The following is a 19,830-nucleotide window of genomic DNA, read 5'->3' as shown; positions in this document are numbered from 1 at the left end:
CAATTAAAAGCTGATGCGAACGGAAGCGATGCAACGCTCTCCGAAAAGTTTCAGAAAGAGGCGCCGGAACCGGCAGGCACATCGCCTGGCGGTAGCAGGCGCCCCGACCGCGACAGGAGGAATTCGAGTGCGCCGTTTTCTGGCGGGCTGGGTGTCGTCTGTCCAAGCCTGATGAGAATAAGGCGCCAAACATCGTTCCTCGCACCGGCTTTGCCGCTCGCCCGGAACCTCGTCCAACGCCTTGTCGATAAGGCTTCCTTTATACGCAAAGCAACGGCGGGATGGTTGTCACACCATCTCGGTATATACTGATCGCGCGCCTCATGATGAGGGCCAAACGGAGGGAATGACGATGACGCATTTGACGCCATCTGTATCGAATGTGGTTTCTCACAACGGTCAGAACGGAACGGTCAAAGCTGCGACGACCGCATCCATCCGAACGACGCGAAAAACCAAGGCAGCGGGCGTGCCGCCAGCACAAGGCCTTTACGATCCGCGCAATGAGCATGATGCGTGCGGCGTTGGCTTTATTGCGCATATGAAGGGCAAGAAGTCACATCAGGTCGTGGAAAACGGCCTCAAGATGCTGGAAAACCTGACCCATCGCGGCGCTGTCGGCGCCGATCCGCTGATGGGCGACGGCGCTGGCATTCTTGTGCAGATACCAGACCGCTTCTTCCGCGAGGAAATGGCGCGCCAGGGCATCGACCTGCCGCAGCCAGGCTATTATGGCGTCGGCTATCTGTTCATGCCGCGTGATGCGCAGCTGCGCGCTCATATTGAAGAAATCGTCAAGGAAGTCATCGCCGCCGAAGGCCAGACCTTCATCGGCTTGCGCGAGGTGCCGGTCGACAATTCATCGCTGTCGAAGGCTCCAGATATTGCCGCGACCGAGCCGTTTCACGTTCAGGTCTTCATCGGCCGCAACCCGATGCTGGAGACGGACGACGATTTCGAGCGCCGCCTGTTCGTGCTGCGCAAGGTCATTTCCAACCGCATCTATCAGGAAAATGACGGCGACGATAAGGGCTTCTATGTCGTGTCCATGTCGGCGCGCACGGTCGTCTATAAGGGCATGTTCCTCGCCTATCAGGTCGGTGCCTATTATCAGGACCTGAAAGACCCGCGTTTTGAAAGCGCGGTGGCACTGGTGCACCAGCGCTTTTCCACCAACACTTTTCCGTCCTGGCGTCTGGCGCATCCATACCGCATGGTTGCCCATAATGGCGAGATCAACACGCTGCGCGGTAACGTCAACTGGATGGCAGCTCGTCAGGCTTCGGTGGATTCGGAACTGTTCGGCAACGACATTTCCAAGCTGTGGCCGATTTCCTATGAGGGCCAGTCGGACACGGCCTGTTTCGACAATGCGCTCGAATTCCTGCATCAGGGCGGCTACAGCCTTGCCCATGCCATGATGATGCTGATCCCGGAAGCATGGTCGGGCAACAAGCTGATGTCGGATGAGCGCAAGGCGTTTTACGAATATCACGCAGCCCTGATGGAGCCATGGGACGGCCCTGCCGCGGTGGCCTTCACCGATGGCCGCCAGATTGGCGCGACGCTCGACCGCAATGGCCTGCGTCCTGCACGCTATATCGTGACCGACGACGATTTCGTCATTCTGGCGTCCGAAGCGGGCGTCCTGCCGGTCGATGAAAAGAAGGTCGTCAAGAAGTGGCGTCTTCAGCCGGGCCGCATGCTGCTTATCGATATGGAAGAAGGCCGCATCGTCTCGGATGAGGAAATCAAGTCGCAGATCGCGCAGAAGCACCCTTACAAGCAGTGGCTGGCCAACACGCAGCTCATACTGGAAGACCTCAACCCGGTCGAACCACGGGCGCTGCGCAAGGATGTGAGCCTGCTCGACCGCCAGCAGGCCTTTGGCTACACGCAGGAAGACACCCGGATCCTGATGGCTCCCATGGCCACCACCGGTCAGGAAGCCATCGGCTCGATGGGTACGGATACGCCAATTTCGGCCATGTCCGACAAGTCGAAGCTGCTGTTCACCTATTTCAAGCAGAATTTCGCGCAGGTGACGAACCCGCCGATCGATCCGATCCGCGAAGAACTGGTGATGAGCCTTGTCTCCTTCATCGGCCCGCGCCCGAACATCTTTGACCTTGTCGGCACGTCGCGCCGCAAGCGTCTGGAAGTGCGCCAGCCGATCCTGACCAATGGCGATCTGGAAAAAATTCGCTCCATCGGCCACACCGAAGACCGCTTCGACACCAAGACGCTGGACATCACCTATAATGTCGGCGAAGGCGCTGCGGGCATGCATGGCGCAATCGAACGCCTTTGCGACCGTGCGGAAGCGGCTGTCCACGGCGGCTATAACATCGTTATCCTGTCGGATCGTCAGGTCGGGCCGGACCGCATTCCGATCCCGGCTCTGCTGGCGACAGCTGCCGTGCACCATCATCTGATCCGCAAGGGGCTTCGCACCTCTGTCGGCCTCGTGGTCGAATCGGGCGAACCGCGCGAAGTGCATCATTTCGCCTGCCTTGCAGGCTATGGCGCAGAAGCGATCAACCCCTATCTCGCCTTCGACACGCTGCTCGACATGCATCGCCGCCGTGAGTTCCCGCCGGAAGTGGACGAGAACGAAGTGGTCAAGCGCTACATCAAGTCCATCGGCAAGGGCATTCTCAAGGTCATGTCCAAGATGGGCATCTCGACCTACCAGTCCTATTGCGGCGCGCAGATTTTCGACGCCGTTGGCCTCCAGTCGGGCTTCGTCGACAAGTTCTTCTTCGGCACCGCCACCAGCATCGAAGGCGTCGGGCTGGAGGAAGTCGCGGAGGAAACCGTGCGCCGTCATACCGACGCTTTCGGCAACGATCCGGTGCTGCTGACCGCATTGGAAGTGGGCGGCGAATATGCCTACCGCATGCGCGGCGAAGCCCATATGTGGAACCCGGACGCGGTCGCCAAGCTGCAACATGCCGTGCGCACGTCGAACCCGGAGACCTTCACTGAATATACGCGCATGCTCGACTCCAAGTCGGCGCAAGCCAAGACCATTCGCGGCCTGTTCAACATTCGCTTCGCAGCCGATCGCGGCCTGAATCCGGTTTCCATCGACGAGGTCGAACCGGCTTCGGAGATCGTCAAGCGCTTCTCGACCGGCGCCATGTCCTTCGGTTCTATCTCCAGAGAAGCCCACACCACGCTGGCGCGCGCGATGAACGCCATCGGCGGCAAGTCGAACACCGGCGAAGGCGGCGAAGAGCCGGATCGTTTCTATCCGCTGCCCGATGGCACGCCGAACCCGGAACGCTCCGCCATCAAGCAGGTGGCATCGGGCCGTTTCGGCGTGACGACGGAATATCTGGTCAATTCCGATCTGATCCAGATCAAGGTCGCGCAGGGCGCGAAGCCCGGCGAAGGCGGTCAGCTACCGGGCCATAAGGTCGATGCCACCATCGCCAAGACCCGTCACTCGACGCCGGGCGTCGGTCTCATTTCGCCGCCGCCGCACCATGACATCTATTCCATCGAAGATCTGGCGCAGCTCATCTACGACCTGAAGAACGTCAATCCGGCTGCCGATATTTCGGTCAAGCTGGTGTCGGAAGTGGGCGTGGGCACGGTTGCCGCCGGTGTTGCCAAGGCGCGTGCCGACCACATCACCGTGTCGGGCTATGATGGCGGCACGGGTGCCTCGCCGCTCACCTCGCTGAAGCACGCCGGTTCCCCATGGGAAATCGGCCTTGCTGAAACCCACCAGACGCTGGTCCTGAACGGGCTTCGCTCCCGCGTGGCGCTTCAGGTCGATGGCGGTTTGCGCACCGGTCGCGATGTGGTCATCGGCGCGCTGCTGGGGGCCGACGAGTTCGGTTTCTCGACCGCTCCGCTGATTGCCGCTGGCTGCATCATGATGCGCAAGTGCCACCTGAACACCTGTCCGGTGGGCGTGGCGACGCAGGACCCTGTCCTGCGCAAGCGCTTCAAGGGAACGCCGGAGCACGTCATCAACTTCTTCTTCTATCTGGCCGAAGAAGTACGGGCGCTTTTGGCTTCCATGGGTTTCACCCGGCTGGAACAGATCATCGGCGAGACCGAGCTTCTGGAAAAGCAGGCGATGATCGACCATTGGAAGGCGAAGGGGCTGGATTTCAGCCGCATCTTCTACAAGCCGGAGGCCGAGAAGCACGAGATTTACTGGACCGAGCGCCAGCATCACCCGATTGACGATATTCTGGATCGCAAGCTGATCGAGCTTGCCGCGCCTGCGCTCGAAGAGCGTCAGCCGGTCAAGATCGACGTGGAGATCAAGAATGTGGATCGTTCTGCCGGTGCGATGCTCTCGGGCGAAGTGGCCAAGCGTTTTCGCCACAAGGGCCTGCCGGAAGACACTATCGCCGTTACGCTTCGCGGCACGGCTGGCCAGTCCTTCGGTGCGTTCCTCGCACGCGGCATCTCGCTCGAACTCATCGGCGATGGCAATGACTATGTCGGCAAGGGCCTTTCGGGTGGCCGCATCGTGGTGCGCCCGCCGGAAGACACGCGCATCGTCGCCGAGGATTCGATCATCGTCGGCAATACGGTGCTCTACGGCGCGCTTGAAGGCGAATGCTACTTCCGCGGCGTTGCAGGCGAGCGTTTCGCCGTGCGCAACTCCGGCGCGGTCACGGTTGTCGAAGGTGTGGGCGACCACGGCTGCGAATACATGACCGGCGGCGTGGTTGTTGTCATCGGACAGACGGGCCGCAACTTCGCGGCGGGCATGTCGGGCGGCGTCGCCTATGTGCTCGACGAGGAAGGCGATTTCGCCCAGCGTTGCAACATGGCGATGGTCGAACTGGAGCCGGTGCCGGAAGAAGACGACATCCTCGAAAAGCTGCATCACCATGGCGGTGATCTCATGCACAAGGGCCGTGTGGATGTTTCCGCCAACATGACCCATCATGACGAGGAACGTCTGGTGCAGCTGATCGCCAACCACCTGCACTACACGGGCTCGACGCGGGCGAAGGATATTCTCGACAATTGGGAAAGCTATCGTCCGAAATTCGTGAAGGTCATGCCGGTCGAATATCGCCGCGCTCTGGAAGAGATGGAGCGTATGCAGATCGGCGTCGCAGCTGAGTAAGAGCCATCGTTAAAACGCAGTGCTTGTGCGCCTGGGATGGCGCACGGCACCGCGAGCCTCGCACAGCGAGAGGAGAATAATATGGGTAAGGTAACTGGTTTTCTTGAAATCGACCGGCAGGTGGCAAAGTACCAGCCAGCGTCGGATCGTATCCGTCACTTCCGCGAATTCACCATTCCAATGACGGATGGCGAAGTGCAGAAGCAGGCAGCGCGCTGCATGGATTGCGGCATTCCGTTCTGCCATGGGCCGACGGGCTGCCCGGTACACAACCAGATCCCGGACTGGAACGATCTCGTCTATAACAACAACTGGGATCAGGCGATCCGCAACCTGCATCTGACCAATAATTTCCCGGAATTCACGGGCCGCATCTGCCCTGCCCCTTGCGAGGAAGCATGCACGCTCAACCTTGAAGACACACCCGTTGCAATCAAGACGGTTGAGCAGGCGCTGGGCGACAAGGCTTATGAACTCGGCCATATCGTGCCGCAGCCTGCCGCCAACAAGACCGGCAAGTCTGTTGCCATCATCGGTTCCGGTCCGGCTGGCCTTGCCGCTGCACAGCAGCTTGCGCGCGCCGGCCACATGGTTGATGTCTATGAGCGCGAAAGCCGCCCCGGCGGGTTGCTCCGCTACGGCATTCCCGATTTCAAGATGGAAAAGCACCTGATCGACCGCCGCGTCGCGCAGATGGAGGGCGAGGGCGTGCGTTTCCATTGCGGCGTCAATATCGGCGTCGACAAGCCGCTGCGGGGGTTGCTCGATACCTATGACGCGGTGCTTTATTGCGGCGGATCGGAAACCCCGCGCCCGGCGGGAATTCCCGGCGCCGATCTCGATGGCGTCCATGATGCCATGCCCTACCTCGTGCAGCAGAACCGGCGCGTTGGCCGTGAAAACATCGAGTCTGTCGGTTGGCCTGCGGCTCCGATTCTCGCAGGCGGCAAGCATATCGTGGTTGTCGGCGGTGGCGATACGGCGTCGGATTGCGTCGGCACGGCTTTCCGTCAGGGCGCGGTCAATGTCACCCAGCTCGACATCCGCCCGCAACCGCCGGAAAAGGAAGACAAGCTCAGCGTCTGGCCCTATTGGGCGACCAAGATGCGCACCTCTTCCAGTCAGGCGGAAGGCGCATCGCGAGAGTTTCAGGTGGCAACGCTGGAGTTCATCGGCGAGGATGGCCGCCTTACCCATGTGAAGTGCTGTCAGGTCGATGAAAAGCGCAAGCCGATTGCCGGAACCGAGTTCTTCATCAAGGCCGATCTTGCCTTCATCGCCATCGGCTTTGCCGGACCGGCTGAAAACAGCGTGGTCAAGGAACTGGGCGAGAAGCTCGAAATCGCCACCGACCGGCGCGGCTCCAGGTCCGTCAGCGCAAACGACCGCGATTATCGCACCAATGTCGACAAGCTCTATGCGGCAGGCGATATCCGTCGCGGCCAGTCGCTGGTTGTCTGGGCGATCCGCGAAGGCCGTCAGGCGGCCCATGCCATCGATGCGGACTTGATGGGAAGCTCGGTTCTACCGCGTTAGAAGAAAAGAGATTAAAACTGAAAAAGCCCGGAGGAAACTCCGGGCTTTTCGCGTCTTTAGCAGGTCTAGCTTTGGCTGCGCCGTGACTTCATCACCAGATAAGCGATAGCGAGAAGCACGAACCAGAAAGGCGTGATTTTCAACGCCGCCGCAGTGTCCGGCTTCTGCGCCAGAGCCCAGAGAATGAAGGCGAAGAAAGCGAAGACCATCACGACGGCAGCGCGTCCGCCGGGCATCTTGAAGGTGGACTTTTCATGCAGGTCCGGGCGCTTGCGGCGATATTGCAGATAAGACGCCAGAATGACCGACCAGATGAAGATGAAAAGCAGCGCCGAAATCGTCGTGACGATGGTGAAGGCTTCAATGATGCTCTGGCCCGCATAAAGCAGGACCACGCCCGCGAGCAGGAAAACGCACGAGAAGAACAGGGAGTTAACCGGTACTTTTCGCTTGTTCAGCTTGCCGAGCGCCTTCGGTGCCAGTTTGGAAGTCGCCAGGCCGTAGATCATGCGCGAGGTCGAATAGATGCCGGAATTGGCGCTCGACGTTGCCGAAGTCAGCACGACGAAATTCACCACATGCGCCGCAATGCCAAGACCGGCAAGCGAGAACATGGCAACAAAGGGGCTCGAATTCGGGTCCACCTGATTCCACGGAATGACCGTGATGATGACGAACAGGGCGCCGAGATAAAACAGCACCACGCGGATCGGGATCGAGTTGATTGCTTTCGGCAGATTGCGCACCGGGTCCTTGGTTTCCGCAGCAGCAGTGCCCACGAGTTCAATGCCGACGAAGGCAAAGACCGCGATCTGGAAACCGGCGACGAAGCCTAGGAAACCGTTGGGGAAGAAGCCGCCATGATTCCAAAGATGCGCAACCGATGCCTGGCTGCCGTTCGGAAGCGTAAAGCCGGTCGAGAGCATGTAGACGCCAGCGATAATCAGCGCGACGATGGCCACGATCTTGATGAGCGCGAACCAGAATTCGATTTCGCCGAAATTGCGCACCGTGGGCAGATTGAGCGCCAGAAGCGTAAAGATCAGCCCGAGGGCCGGTATCCAGAGGGCCAGTTCAGGAAACCAGAACGAGACATAGCCCGAAACGGCGACCACATCGGCCACACCGGTCACGATCCAGCAAAGCCAATAGGTCCAGCCGGTGAAGAACTGCGCCCATGGCCCCAGATAATCGCCCGCGAAATCCGCGAAGGAGCGATATTCCAGATTGGACAGCAGGATTTCGCCCAGCGCCCGCATGACGAAGAAAAGCATGAAGCCGATCACCGCATAGACGAGCAGGATCGAAGGACCGGCCAGCGAAATGGTCTTGCCCGATCCCATGAAAAGGCCGGTGCCGATGGCGCCGCCGATGGCGATCAGCTGGAGATGTCGGTTGGACAGATTACGTGCAAGATGGGGTTCCTCCTCCCGATGTGGATCGACAGAAGGCTTTGATGCAATATTCATTCAAACGCCTCTTGTTTTCTGACGGGCGCTCAAAGCAACTCGCTCTCGCGGAAGCAACAGCGCCCTTCCTGTACAGCCTTTTCAGGCAGACGGTGCCTTCTGATAGACGATGCAAACGCCCATGTGAACAGCGGGAAATGTAGCAATTAGAATTATATGGGCAGCGAAAATCTTCGCACTATCAGTCAAGGGATAGTTCAATCGTGCCGATGCGGCCAAAAAATTAGGGATTTGCGCTCTTCTGCGGCCAGGAAAAATCGTCCGCACGTCCGGGCGATGGTTTGCCTTCTGTCCGGGATGGATGTGCGGCTTGCGGACGCACTGCGAGGTTACCGCCCAGGAGAACGCCACTATCATCCTTGTCGATATCGCGAATACTGACCGGAGCCACGCGATCAACCGGTTTTGACGGATCAGGCGCGCCTGCCGCCGGCAGCGGCTGATCCTCTTCCTTCGCGCCGCCGAGATAGGCGCGAAGCGGCTTTTCCGCATAAAAGGCGAGCTTGCGCTTGCCTGCCGAAGTTATGTTGATGCCGTCATTGCCGCGCAGACGCGCGGTCTGGCCGTTGATGTCGAAGCCGGTCTGGGTGAAATTGCCGTCTTCATCGACAAAACCGTCCCAGACGTCGGCAAATTTTCCGCCCGCCTTTTCGGTGGCCGTGCGATAGATTTCATTGAGTGCCAGCATATCCTGCGACATGCCTTTCGGGCGAAACGGCGGCTGCCCGATCCACACGAGAGGAAATTGTTTGTCGTTGATCGCCTTGATGAAGGCGGCGACGCGCTTTTGATATTCTTCCTTCCACTCCGGCGACCGGGGCGGCAGGCTTGCGCCTTTTTCGGTGATCGCCTGCCTGTCGTTGGAGCCGATCATCACCACAACAGCAGCCGGTTTTTCCTCGTCGAGTATCTTGCCGATATTGTCGGGCCAGTCAAAATGGTCGTTGCGCACAAAGCCCGATGAACCGTTAATCCTGGAAACGACCTTGAGATCAGGGTCGGACGCGAAAGCGACGCCGAGCCCTTCGGCCAGGCCGTCGCCGATGAAATCACCGACGACGAGAATCTTTTTCGCATCCGGCTTTTTCTCGATGATTTCGACCGCAGGGCTTGCCGCTGGCGGCGGCGCCGGACGTGACGCGGGCGAGACCGGCTTGGCCCGTTTCGGTTTTGGCCGTGCGCGTTGCGGGGCGGGCCGCTCATATTGGCGCTGGGGTTGCGCCTGCCGCGAGCCGAACAGGAGATCGAAAAGCGTGCGCGGACGTTCCTGTGCGAAGGCCGTGGCGACACCTGAAAACAGCAACGCTGCCACCGCCAGCATGACGCCAGCAGCTTTCACCAGCCGACTATCCATAATCCGATTTTCACGCATCCGTCCTGCCTTCATGGCCGGTATATTAGAGCATTTCCAGCAAAAGTGTGAAACGGTTTTGCGTTGGAAAATGCGACTAAACAAATAGTTAGAGCGGTTCCGGGGATTCAGTAAAAATAGGAACCGCTCTAGCTTGGCAATCCGCAAAAACAAAATGGGGCGCACTTGATCAGAAGCGCGCCCCATTCGTTCTGCTCGATAGTTTAGCGACGGCGCAAGACCGACAGAACTTCCTTGCTTGGATGTCCGTCCGGCTGAAGTCCGTTGCGCTGCTGGAAGGCTTCGATGGCCGCACGCGAAGTGGAGCCGATCTTGCCATCGATATTGCCGTCATAATAGCCGAGTGCCTTCAGATGCGTCTGCAACTCCAGCCGCTCGTTCATCGAAATCGGGGTGAACGGGCGATTCCAGTCCTGCCGCAGACCCTGATAGCCGCCAATGCGGTCCGCCAGCAGACCGACGGCCAGCGCATATTTGTCGGCATTGTTATAGCGCTTCAGCACGAAGAAGTTCTTGGTCATCAGGAAGGCCGGGCCCTGACGCCCATCCGGCACTTTCAGCGTTGCTGTCTCGTTTGGATCGGGAAACGCGCGTCCGTTGGCACGAACGACGCCAATTTTCTGCCATTCGGCGACGGTGAGCGAGCCGGACGGGAATTTGCGCCCCGCCGGAAGCGCCACTTCATAGCCCCATGTACGGCCCGGCTGCCAGCCATTGCGGTGCAGGAGGTTCGCTGCCGTGCCAAGCGCGTCGGGAACGGAGTTCCAGATATCGCGCTTGCCATTGCCATCCACGTCGACAGCGTATGCCTGATAGCTGGTCGGGATGAATTGCGTGTGGCCGAGCGCACCGGCCCAGGAACCGGAAAGATGGCCGCGGTCGATATCGCCGGTCTGGAGAATCTTCATTGCGGCAATGAGCTGGGTGCGGCCATATTTGGCGCGGCGCTGGTCCGCATAGGCAAGCGTGGCCAGCGAACGCACGGCATCGCGCATGACGTCATCCCGCTTGAGGATTTCACCGTAATTGCTTTCCATCGACCAGATGGCGAGCAGGATATTGCGGTCGACCGAGAACCGCTGCTCGATGCGCTGGAGCCATGGCCCCCATTTGCGCGCCATGCTCTGCCCGACTGCGACGGACTGCTCGTTCACCCGGTTATCGATGTAGTTCCAGACGGGCTCGGTAAATTCAGGCTGATAGCGGGCCTTCTGTAGCACCACCGGGTCCGGCGCATCCACGCCGCGAAATGCGCGGTCGAACGTGGACGGCGAAACACCCGCCTTTATGGCGACAGGACGGAAGCTGGCGACCCATTGGCGAAATTGCGCATCAGCCAGTGCGGAACCGGTTGTAAGCGTTGAGGCGAGCGCAGCTATCGCAACCGTTGCAGCTTTCAGCTTCATTGACGGGCTCACCGTGAATGGAAATCGCAGCATTCTGTGTTTCCCTTCTGCAATCAAATTTAGCCGATACCGGCGCGTTTTCCTTCGACCTGGATTCTGCTCGCTCCGGATTGCATTCATCAATTAATACCATCCTGTGTTGAATTTGAGCCAGCAGAAAATTCCAGACCAAACTGTTGAACGTTCAAATTAGAACCTGTCGGTTAGCAATTGGTTTACCATCGCTGGTCTCGATTGAAATTTGTCGGAAGTTTCGAAAAATTTTTGAATCAAGCAACATTAAGACCGGGCATTAAATGTGATGGGACGCATCTCGCAATTTCGTCGTTCTTTAATGAAAAGGCCTTATTTGAAATTCAGTCGTTTCAATGCTTTGATAGCAAATCTGAAATAGTGAAATCGAGGAGAGGAATGAGTTCGATCCGAAAAATTCGCAAGGCCGTGTTCCCTGTCGCAGGTCTTGGCACCCGTTTCCTGCCCGCCACCAAATCGATCCCGAAGGAAATGCTGACGGTCGTGGACAAGCCCGTCATTCAATATGTGGTCGATGAGGCGCGCGAAGCTGGTATCGAACATCTGATTTTCGTCACCGGACGCAACAAGGCAGTCATCGAAGACTATTTCGATGCGCAGGTTGAGCTTTATTCCACGCTCGCCGAGCGCGGCAAGACGGCGGAACTGGAGCATCTTCAGGATATCCAGCCGCAGCCAGGCACGACCAGCTTCACCCGCCAGCAGGTACCGCTCGGCCTTGGCCATGCGGTCTGGTGCGCGCGCGAGCTTGTCGGCGACGAGCCGTTTGCTCTTCTGTTGCCGGATATGGTCATGCAGTCCAAGAAGGGCTGCCTGAAGGAAATGGTCGAGCTTTACGAAAAGACCGGCGGCAATGTCATCGCCGTGCAGGAATGCGATCCGGACGAGGCGCATAAATACGGCATCGTCGGCAAGGGCGAGACCATCGGCAGCGGTTTCGAGATCACGCAGATGGTCGAAAAGCCCGCCAAAGGCACGGCTCCTTCCAATCTTTACATCAATGGCCGCTATATCCTGCAACCGGAAATCTTCGAGCTTCTGAGCAAGCAGGAAAAAGGCGCTGGCAATGAAATCCAGCTGACCGATGCCATGCTCAAGCTTGCCGACGCGCAGAAATTCTTCGGCTTCAATTATCAGGGCCTGACATTCGACTGCGGCTCCAAGGCCGGCTTTATCGAAGCCAATGTCGCTTTTGCCTTGTGGCGCAACGATATTCGCCCTTCGGTCGAAGGCTCGATCGGCAATCTGCTGAACACAATCAAGCCAGCCTGATAAATTCATCCGGTCTCTGGTCAACGCCCCCTGCAAAGGGGGCGTTTTTTTGTGTTTAAAGCACTATTTCGTGTAATTTGCTTTTCCGGGCGACGATGATAGGTAATTTGCCTAACATGCATCCCAAAAAGTGTGAAACACCTTTTTGGGCGCAATGGATCAAACGGGCTCCTCCCATATAAGGAATGAAGCATGCAGGAATTCCAGCAGACGTTGGGTGCAGGTGCGCTCATCTCGATAGCGGTTGGCGCTGTCCTTTTATTGCTTTTGCTCATCATCCGGTTTCGTGTTCATGCCTTCGTCGCGCTTGTGATCGTCAGCCTTCTGACAGCGCTCGCGACCGGCATCCCGGCAGGCAATATCCTCACGACGATCACCTCTGCCTTCGGTTCCACCCTTGGCGGGGTGGCGCTTCTGGTGGGGCTTGGCGCAATGCTTGGCCGGTTGCTTGAAATATCGGGCGGCGCGCAGGCGCTTGCCGACGATCTCATCCGGCGGTTCGGCGAAGACCACGCGCCCATGGCGCTTGGCATCGCGTCGCTCATCTTCGGCTTCCCCATCTTTTTCGATGCCGGGCTGGTCGTGATGCTCCCGGTGGTCTTCACCGTCGGGCGGCGTCTCAAGGGAAGTCTGCTTCTCTATGGCATTCCAGTCGCTGCCGCCTTTTCGGTAATGCATGTTTTCGTGCCCCCGCATCCGGGGCCTGTTGCAGCATCCGAGCTGCTGGGCGCGGATGTGGGGCTTCTCATTCTTGTCGGCATCGTGGTCGTCATCCCCGTCTGGTTTATCGCCGGACACCTGTTCGGTGCGTGGATCGGCAAGCGGATCAATCTTCCTGTCCCTGACAATTTCGAGGCGGCGAGTGTAAAAGAGGCTGTAAACCCTCCGAGCCCCAGCCTGGTTATACTGCTTCTTCTGCTGCCGCTGGTTCTGATTTTCATCAATACGGGCCTCGATTTTGCCCGCGCGCAAGGCTGGGTCAGCGCCGATGCGAACTGGTATCAGCTGGCGCGAATGTTCGGATCGACTCCGGTTGCGCTTCTGGTGGCCGTGCTGGTGGCGTCCTATGTGCTCGGGCCGCGGCGCGGCAGGGATGCAGCCAGCGTGGAACGCATTCTCGATTCAGCGCTCGGTCCGGTGTGTTCCATCATCCTGATCACGGGCGCAGGCGGAATGTTCGGCGGCGTCCTGCGCGCCTCCGGCATTGGCGATGCCCTGTCAAACGCCTTTGCAGATACCGGACTGCCTGTCATCGTGGCGGGCTTCCTGATTGCAACGATTTTGCGCGTGGCGCAGGGGTCGGCGACGGTAGCGCTGATAACCGCTGCCGGACTTGTTCAGCCTGCCGTTCAGGCCGCCGGATATCACGGGCTTGAGACCGCAGCGGTAGTGATCGCCCTCGCGGCGGGTTCGGTCATGCTGTCCCATGTCAACGATTCCGGCTTCTGGCTGGTCGGACGCTTCTTCAACATGGACGTGAAGACGACGCTGAAAACATGGACGGTTCTAGAAACCCTTATCGGGCTTCTTGGTTTTGGAATGGCCTGCCTTCTGTTCTGGCTCGCCTGAGCCAGCCACTGGAGCATGTCTCCCAAAAACGCGAAACGGTCGGGACCGGGCAAGGCCAGTCCCGACCGTTTTTCTTACTTTGCCGTGATGGCCTGCACGCCCGCGAGAGCGCATTCCGCGTCGATCGCACCGGACGGCGCTCCGCCGACGCCGATACCGCCAACCAGCGCATCGCCGATCTTGATCGGCAGGCCGCCCGCCTGGATAACGAAGCGAGAATCCATGTCGCGCATGCCGTTATTGGCTGGCTTCGAAGCGATGAATTCCGCAAGCTCGCCGGAATCGCGGCCGAGAGCCGCTGATGTAAACGCCTTTCCTTCGGCGCTGTTGCCGGTGTGCGGGCCGGACAGGTCGGCCTTGAGCAGAACCTTGGTCGCCCCGTCGCGTGCAACGACTGCGACGCTTACATTGCTGCCCTTGGCGACGCAGGCATCCAGCGCAGCCTGTGCGGCCTTGGTTGCCAGATCGAGCGGCAGATAAGGCGTGGTGGGGAGAGTCTGGGCGAAAGCGGTAGCCGGAGCCATCGACAGGGCGACAATTGCAAGTTTACGGATCATGGTCGTTCCTCAGTTGTGACGAGGAACATCTAGTTTTGGTTAGCGAGCGACGGAATCCGTAACTCTTACAAACTTCTCGGTAGTTCTACGGATTGGCCTGTCCTTCCAGCCACAAGCGCGTCATTTCCGCCTGCGAGGTCGTGCCGAGTTTCGCCCCGATGGCGGCACGATGGCTGTCGATCGTGCGCGGCGACAGTTCGAGCCCATCGGCAATCTGCCGGGTTGTGAAACCTTGCGCGATACGGCCAAGCACTTCGCGCTCGCGCGCCGTCAATGTAGCCAGCAACGCCAGCGTTTCGGCTCGCAGCGCCTTGCTGCCAAGCCGGTGTTCAAGCAGTTGTTGCGCCTTCTGGATGGCGTCGATCAGGTCCTGCTCGTCGACAGGCTTGGAAAGATAGTCCACCGCGCCATTTCGAAAGGCCCGGCGGCAGGCCTCGATGTCGCCATGGCCGGAAATGATGATCACCGGCCAGTCGATGCCCTGCCCGGCCAGACGCTCCTGCAGTTTCAGGCCCGTCATCACCGGCATGCGAATATCGAAGATCAGGCATCCCGGCTGCAGTCGCGGCAATTGCGCCAGAAACGCGGTTGGGTCGGAAAAATTCCTGACCTCAATGTCAATCGTGGACAAAAGCAGGCTGAGCGACTTGCGCACCGCTTCATCGTCATCGACAAGATAGACCGGCTGGGCCATTCCCTTAGCTTCCCTTATCTTCGGCGATTGGCAGCACAACACGAAACAGCGCGCCACGCTCCTGTTGGATATAGGAAATCTCGCCGCCAAAACGTTCGACCAGCCGCTGGCTGAGCGCCAGACCAAGGCCGGTCCCTTCCGGGCGGCTTGTGGTAAACGGAGTAAAGAGGCGCGGCAACAGCTCGGGCGCGACGCCTGGACCATTATCCGCAATTTCCAGAATTGCCATCGACCGCTCGGTCTTCAGGGATGCATTGACGCGCCGGTCCCGATCATCCGCATGGAAGGATTCAATCGCATTGCGGAGAAGATTGAACATAACCTGCTCCATTTCAACCGGGTCAACTGCTGCCACCACAGGTGTGTCGGGCAGGACAAGTTCGATTCCGACATCTTGCCGGGCCGCTTCGGAAGCAAGCAGCGCCTTCACATTTTGAAGCGAAACGCGCAGGTCAGCATGCACGGTCTGCCCGCGTTGCGGACGGGACCAGTTGCGCAGCCGGTCCAGAATGGCGGATGCCCGCCGCGCCTGCTCGACCATATCGTCCAGCGCACCGGCGAGGGCCGTCATATTGTTGCGGCTCAACAGACGGCGCCCGGCCTGCGCACCGGCAAGAAGGGCGGTCAGGGGTTGGGTCAGTTCATGCGCCATGCCACTTGCCATTTCGCCCATCGTGTTGACGCGTGACGCGTGGGCCAGACGCGCCTCAAAGCGGCTCAATTCCGCCCGGCGTTCGGCATGGCGGGTGCGTTGCGTCTGGCGAATGATGATTAATCCGCCGAAGAACAGCAGATTGGTGAGGATGAGGAGCGGTATAAGCTGGTCGAACGGCAGCAGGTCGCCCCAGCTCATGGCAAGGGCAGTCTGGAAAAGCAGCGGCTGCGAGGCACTGCCGAGCTTCTTGGAGAAATCGACAGCGTCAAAGGAAGCCGGATGACTGAAGAGAACCGTGCCGTCGGGCAGGAGGATGCGTCGCGCCACACCTTTACCGCTCCAGAATGCATCGTCGGAGCTGATGAGGCTTCCCGCATCGATGGACAGGGCGAGGCCGTCATGCGGATTGTCCGTATTGGGGCTGCGTTTTACCATCATGTAATGGCCGGGCCGCGCGGATGGCGCCAGCAGTTCCGGAAGGCCGCGATAGGAACGGACAGCCGCCCGTATGGTGTCAGCGAGCGCCGGTTCCAGCGCCCTGGTGCCGGTCACGGGCAGGGTCGGGTCCATCGGGACGAGTTGAATTTCGTCGATGCGCGGATAGAAACGGGTGATCGTCGTCGCCACTTCGAAGAAGACATCGTCCTGTGAAACATCGGACATTCGCGCCTTGGACTGGGCAATCGTGGAAAGTGCCGTCAGATGGGCATCGTGCTGGCCTGCGCGCTGCGAGGCCTCGCGATGCAGCGTGAAGCTCGCAGCCTGAAGCTCCGACAACAGTGCGGTGCGCTGGTAGGCGGCAAGGCTGCCAATCGCCAGACAATTGAACAGCAACCATATGAAAAACGGGAGCAGGCCAGATCGGATATTTCCCCGGCGGCTGTTGACGTTCATAGATTGCATTCCGGTATCAGCCTTTGTTCAGACAGAATATTGCACCCACCGACATTCGTCATTCGATCCGGTTGGGGAGGTTATTGAACTTTCCCACGGCCTGCAAATGCGGTTCTCTCGCCGGAAGCGGGCCCGGCAATTGCGAATTATCGGCTGGAACTCCAAAGACCAGCTTGCTTCATACACCTTTGCGCGCTCATATAAAAATTGCACCGCTGTTTAGAATCATCTGGAAAAGTCGATCCTGAACAACACACCACCGAAGGTGGGTCGCGTCGTCATCAAGGGAATGCAGCCTCATGAACACATACGGAAAACTATTTTCAGCCGCGCTGGTCGCGGCTGCGCTCAACAGCACGGCAGTTGGACAGGTCTTCGCCAAGACATTGATCTATTGCTCAGAGGCATCTCCCGAAATGTTCGATGCTGCGCAAACGACATCCGGCGCCGTCTATGATGCGTCGGCACGCAATGTGTCCAACGGGCTAATCAAGATCAAGCGCGGCTCGACCGAGCTGGAACCCGGCCTTGCGGAAAGCTGGGACGTTTCCGCCAATGGCAAGGAATACACGTTTCATCTGCGCAAGGGCGTGAAGTTCCACACCACGAGCTTTTTCACCCCGACGCGTGAATTCAATGCGGACGATGTGATCTTCACCTTCGACCGTCAGGGAAACAAGGAAAACCCGTATTACAATCAGGGCGCATGGCCGCAATTCGGGGCCTATTCCTTCCCTTCGCTGATCGAGAAGATCGAAAAGATCGACGACCACACCGTCAAGTTTGTGCTGGCGCATCCCGAAGCGACGTTCATCTCGACGCTGTCGCTGACATTCGCCGTCATTCAGTCCAAGGAATATGCCGACAAGCTTGTCGCGGAAGGCCGCATCACCGAGTTCAGCCAGCAGCCTGTCGGAACCGGCCCCTATCAGTTTGTCGCCTATCAGAAGGATAGCGCCATCCGCTATCAGGCCAATCCCGATTACTGGGCGGGCAAGCAGAAGATCGACAATCTCATCTTTGCAATCACGCCGGATGCGGCAGTGCGCTATCAGAAGCTGAAGTCGGGCGAGTGCCACGTCATCGCCGCGCCGAACCCCGCCGACATTGCGGAGATGAAGAAGGACCCGGCTGTCGAAATGCTGCACAAGGAAGGCCTGAACCTGTCCTTCCTCGCCTACAACACCCAGCAAAAGCCGTTTGACGATGTGCGCGTGCGCAAGGCGCTGAACATGGCGGTCAACAAGGCCGCGATCATCGATGCGGTCTATCTGGGCTCGGCTGTTCCTTCGGTCAATCCGCTGCCGCCAAGCGTCTGGGGCTACAACAAGAACGTCAAGGACGATGCCTACGATCCCGAACAGTCGCGCAAGCTGCTCGATGAGGCGGGCGTCAAGGACCTGAAGATGAAGATCTGGGCGATGCCCGTGCAGCGGCCTTACATGCCCAATGCGCGCCGCGTTGCCGAACTCATGCAGGCCGACTTCGCCAAGGTGGGCGTAACAGCCGAAATCGTAACCTATGACTGGGGCGAATATCTCAAGCGCTCGCTGGAAAAGGACCGCGATGGCGCCGTCATGCTTGGCTGGACCGGCGGCATTGCCGATCCCGACAACTTCCTCGCCGCACTTTTGAGCTGCAAGGCCATCGGCAGCGCAAACCGCGCAAACTGGTGCAATGAGGATTTCGAGAAGCTCATTCAGGCAGCCAAGCTGACGACCGATCAGGCCGAGCGCACCAAGCTCTATGAGCAGGCGCAGGTCGTCTTCAAGGAACAGGCTCCCTGGCTGACAATCGCCCATCAGATCGTCGAACAGCCGGTCAGCAAGAAGGTCAAGGATTTCCGCATCGATCCTTTTGGCGGCTACCTGTTTGAAGATGTCGACATCGAGGAATAACTGGCGGTGAATTACGGTTGGCGGGCGGAAACGCCCGCTATTCTTTTTTGCCTGTATGCAATCCGGGTCGATTCTGACCAATGACCGAGAAAAATATGGATATCGTAGACCGCTTTCTAGCCTATACCCGCATCAACACGACCGCCGTGCCCAATGCGGGCGAACTCCCGTCGAGCGCCGGGCAAACCGATCTCGCAAAGCTGCTCGCCAGCGAAATGCGCGCCATGGGCATGGAGGTTGAGGAGCGCGACCATTCAATCGTCGTCGGCACGCTGCCTGCCAATGCCTCCAATGCCGATCATCAGTTTCCGACAATCGCATGGGTCGCCCATCTCGATACGTCCAGCGAATACACGACCGATACCCGCGCTCATGTGGTCGATTACAAGGGCGGCGATATCGTGCTCAACGAGGCGACCGGCGCCACCATGCGGCTTGCCGAGTTTCCCGAACTGGAACGCTATGTCGGCGACCGGATCATCGTGACCGACGGCACCAGCCTGCTCGGGGCCGATAACAAGTCCGCCATTGCCGAAATCATGCATGCCATGCAGGTCCTGACCAGCCATCCCGAAATCGAGCACGGCACGGTCAAGGTCGTTTTTGTTCCCGATGAGGAAATCGGATTGCTCGGCGCCAAGGCGCTCGACGTGGCGTCCCTCAATGCCGATTTCGCCTATACGCTCGACTGCTGTGCGGTGGGCGAGATCGTTTATGAAAACTGGAATGCCGGTGAGTTCCGTCTCACCTTCAAGGGCCAGCCCGCCCATCCGATGTCGGCCAAGGGCAAGCTGCGCAATGCCATTCTCTATGCCCAGCAATTCATTGCAATGATGCCTGGCGGCGAGCGTCCCGAATATACGGAAGGCACCGAAGGCTATTACTGGGCGAAGGGCATTCAGGGAACCGTGGCCGAGACAACCCTTGTCATCGATATCCGCGATTTCACGAAGGACGGATATGAGACGCGCCGCATGTTCATTGAAAACCTGGCCGCGAGTTTCAACCAGCTCCATGGCGAGGGCACGGTTCACGTGGACTACAAGGCCGTCTACCGCAACGCAGCCGAGAGCCTGCAAGGCGAAAACCGTTATCCGGTCGCGCTTGCCCTTGAGGCGATGAAGGCAATAGGCGTGGAGCCGACGCCGCTGCCGATGCGCGGCGGTTATGACGGCGCGGTGCTATCCGAAAAAGGACTGCCCTGCCCCAACCTGTTCTGCGGTGCGCACAACTTCCACTCGATTTACGAGTTCCTGCCGGTCGGTTCGCTCAACAAGGCATCCGAAATGGTCATTGAGATTTTGAAGACTGCGCGCATCAACGGCAAAAGCTGATCCCGCACAGCCTCAAATCCTGAGGAGACGTGAAATA

Annotated in this window: 12 protein-coding genes; 6 read left to right on the top strand and 6 right to left on the bottom strand. The window is 58.9% G+C overall.

Annotated elements, in window-relative coordinates; translation table 11 throughout:
* Positions 1-352 precede the first annotated feature (352 nt).
* Complete coding sequence (gene gltB / locus AC0TOF_RS08065) at positions 353-5,104, top strand: glutamate synthase large subunit (protein ID WP_473767823.1); 4,752 nt, start codon at positions 353-355, stop codon at positions 5,102-5,104.
* 81 nt (positions 5,105-5,185) lie between these two features.
* Positions 5,186-6,640, top strand: a complete 1,455-nt coding sequence (locus AC0TOF_RS08060) for a glutamate synthase subunit beta (protein WP_473767822.1) — start codon at positions 5,186-5,188, stop codon at positions 6,638-6,640.
* A 65-nt stretch (positions 6,641-6,705) separates the two neighbouring features.
* Here the strand turns inward: AC0TOF_RS08060 and AC0TOF_RS08055 are convergent, their stop codons facing one another.
* From AC0TOF_RS08055 to AC0TOF_RS08045, 3 genes are all read right to left on the bottom strand, one after another.
* Positions 6,706-8,109 (bottom strand): amino acid permease, encoded by a 1,404-nt coding sequence (locus tag AC0TOF_RS08055; RefSeq protein WP_473767821.1) that lies wholly within the window; start codon positions 8,107-8,109, stop codon positions 6,706-6,708.
* Positions 8,110-8,332: 223 nt separating this feature from the next.
* Complete coding sequence (locus tag AC0TOF_RS08050; protein WP_473767820.1) at positions 8,333-9,481, bottom strand: SGNH/GDSL hydrolase family protein; 1,149 nt, start codon at positions 9,479-9,481, stop codon at positions 8,333-8,335.
* 203 nt (positions 9,482-9,684) lie between these two features.
* Positions 9,685-10,920, bottom strand: a complete 1,236-nt coding sequence (locus tag AC0TOF_RS08045) for a lytic murein transglycosylase (protein WP_122000926.1) — start codon at positions 10,918-10,920, stop codon at positions 9,685-9,687.
* A 378-nt stretch (positions 10,921-11,298) separates the two neighbouring features.
* On the opposite strand from AC0TOF_RS08045, the gene galU reads away from it, so the two are divergent.
* Together galU and AC0TOF_RS08035 are read left to right on the top strand one after the other, a co-directional pair.
* Entirely contained in the window at positions 11,299-12,192 is an 894-nt protein-coding gene (gene galU, locus AC0TOF_RS08040) for a UTP--glucose-1-phosphate uridylyltransferase GalU (RefSeq protein ID WP_473767819.1), read from the top strand.
* A gap of 192 nt (positions 12,193-12,384) precedes the next feature.
* Positions 12,385-13,761, top strand: a complete 1,377-nt coding sequence (locus AC0TOF_RS08035) for a GntP family permease (RefSeq protein WP_473767818.1) — start codon at positions 12,385-12,387, stop codon at positions 13,759-13,761.
* A gap of 74 nt (positions 13,762-13,835) precedes the next feature.
* Here AC0TOF_RS08035 and AC0TOF_RS08030 read toward each other — a convergent pair whose 3' ends face one another.
* The 3 genes from AC0TOF_RS08030 to AC0TOF_RS08020 all read right to left on the bottom strand — a co-directional run bounded on the left by AC0TOF_RS08030 (position 13,836) and on the right by AC0TOF_RS08020 (position 16,561).
* Entirely contained in the window at positions 13,836-14,318 is a 483-nt protein-coding gene (locus tag AC0TOF_RS08030) for a GlcG/HbpS family heme-binding protein (protein WP_122000924.1), read from the bottom strand.
* Positions 14,319-14,403: 85 nt separating this feature from the next.
* Complete coding sequence (locus AC0TOF_RS08025) at positions 14,404-15,012, bottom strand: response regulator transcription factor (protein ID WP_473767817.1); 609 nt, start codon at positions 15,010-15,012, stop codon at positions 14,404-14,406.
* A 4-nt stretch (positions 15,013-15,016) separates the two neighbouring features.
* Complete coding sequence (locus tag AC0TOF_RS08020) at positions 15,017-16,561, bottom strand: sensor histidine kinase (protein ID WP_473767816.1); 1,545 nt, start codon at positions 16,559-16,561, stop codon at positions 15,017-15,019.
* Positions 16,562-16,860: 299 nt separating this feature from the next.
* Between AC0TOF_RS08020 and AC0TOF_RS08015 the strand changes: the two genes are divergently transcribed.
* On the top strand, positions 16,861-18,459 hold the full coding sequence (locus AC0TOF_RS08015) for an ABC transporter substrate-binding protein (protein ID WP_473767815.1): 1,599 nt from the start codon (positions 16,861-16,863) through the stop codon (positions 18,457-18,459).
* 95 nt (positions 18,460-18,554) lie between these two features.
* A complete protein-coding gene (pepT, locus tag AC0TOF_RS08010) occupies positions 18,555-19,793 on the top strand; it encodes a peptidase T (RefSeq protein WP_473767814.1) in 1,239 nt (412 codons plus the stop codon).
* Positions 19,794-19,830: the final 37 nt, after the last annotated feature.

This window comes from Ochrobactrum sp. PL_is501 (assembly GCF_055816895.1).
The sequence above is the reverse complement of the archived record's forward strand: the minus strand, read 5'-3'. Positions and strand labels throughout refer to the sequence as shown.

What these genes read in the sequence shown, in the direction of transcription:
- gltB (WP_473767823.1), top strand. Translation starts at nt 353, where the DNA reads ATGACGCATTTGACGCCATCTGTATCGAATGTGGTTTCTCACAACGGT.
- AC0TOF_RS08060 (WP_473767822.1), top strand. Translation starts at nt 5,186, where the DNA reads ATGGGTAAGGTAACTGGTTTTCTTGAAATCGACCGGCAGGTGGCAAAG.
- AC0TOF_RS08055 (WP_473767821.1), bottom strand. Translation starts at nt 8,109, where the DNA reads ATGAATATTGCATCAAAGCCTTCTGTCGATCCACATCGGGAGGAGGAA.
- AC0TOF_RS08050 (WP_473767820.1), bottom strand. Translation starts at nt 9,481, where the DNA reads ATGCGTGAAAATCGGATTATGGATAGTCGGCTGGTGAAAGCTGCTGGC.
- AC0TOF_RS08045 (WP_122000926.1), bottom strand. Translation starts at nt 10,920, where the DNA reads ATGCTGCGATTTCCATTCACGGTGAGCCCGTCAATGAAGCTGAAAGCT.
- galU (WP_473767819.1), top strand. Translation starts at nt 11,299, where the DNA reads ATGAGTTCGATCCGAAAAATTCGCAAGGCCGTGTTCCCTGTCGCAGGT.
- AC0TOF_RS08035 (WP_473767818.1), top strand. Translation starts at nt 12,385, where the DNA reads ATGCAGGAATTCCAGCAGACGTTGGGTGCAGGTGCGCTCATCTCGATA.
- AC0TOF_RS08030 (WP_122000924.1), bottom strand. Translation starts at nt 14,318, where the DNA reads ATGATCCGTAAACTTGCAATTGTCGCCCTGTCGATGGCTCCGGCTACC.
- AC0TOF_RS08025 (WP_473767817.1), bottom strand. Translation starts at nt 15,012, where the DNA reads ATGGCCCAGCCGGTCTATCTTGTCGATGACGATGAAGCGGTGCGCAAG.
- AC0TOF_RS08020 (WP_473767816.1), bottom strand. Translation starts at nt 16,561, where the DNA reads ATGAACGTCAACAGCCGCCGGGGAAATATCCGATCTGGCCTGCTCCCG.
- AC0TOF_RS08015 (WP_473767815.1), top strand. Translation starts at nt 16,861, where the DNA reads ATGAACACATACGGAAAACTATTTTCAGCCGCGCTGGTCGCGGCTGCG.
- pepT (WP_473767814.1), top strand. Translation starts at nt 18,555, where the DNA reads ATGGATATCGTAGACCGCTTTCTAGCCTATACCCGCATCAACACGACC.